The sequence below is a fragment of the Enterobacter sp. 725m/11 genome, assembly GCF_011683705.1.
Classification (GTDB): domain Bacteria; phylum Pseudomonadota; class Gammaproteobacteria; order Enterobacterales; family Enterobacteriaceae; genus Enterobacter; species Enterobacter bugandensis.
Map to the genome: position 1 here is coordinate 1 of NZ_JAAQOK010000121.1, position 556 is coordinate 556.

The 556-nt window shown below is 37.8% G+C and carries 1 protein-coding gene; it reads right to left on the minus strand.

What is annotated here, in order from left to right; genetic code table 11:
• Positions 1-45: 45 nt before the first annotated feature.
• The gene (locus tag HBA26_RS22675) at positions 46-519 is read right to left on the minus strand and encodes an SMI1/KNR4 family protein (RefSeq protein WP_166721072.1); all 474 of its coding nucleotides are present in this window, start codon (positions 517-519) and stop codon (positions 46-48) included.
• Positions 520-556 lie beyond the last annotated feature (37 nt).

The window sequence follows — 556 nt, forward strand, 5'->3', positions numbered from 1 at the left end:
TTGCATCTTGTCTCGTGGGCTCTGAGATGTGTATAAGAGACAGCTTTAAGAAAGATTCTCTTCTGCTACTAATTGGTTAACAAAGTTAGCAAATGAATTTGTCAGATATCTTTGAAGTTTTGTGTGATTCTCTTGCATAGTCAAATCCTCATCAAAAGAATCTGAAGCATAATATACAATTGAGTAATTATCTAAATCCAGGCAGAAAAAATTCCCTCCCCAATCATTTGCGAAAGGAAGCAGGTTTTGAGGAATCACTTCTCTATCCACCATGCTGATATAGCAACTGTCAATAAAAGATCCAGGATCATCATTTGTCTGACCATTATAAACAAATGACTTAAACGCAGCCACCTCTATAGGCTCAAAATCTTCATCACCGTCCCACCAACTTTTCTCTGGAGTGCCACCATTAAATTGCAGATAATGTGAAACGAAATCATCCGGAAGAGTGATAGATAATTTCTCTTCCGTTTTAGCAATATCTGTACGTCCTATCTTTTTTTCACAGTTAATGATCTGTCTCTTATACACATCTGACGCTGCCGACGACGGA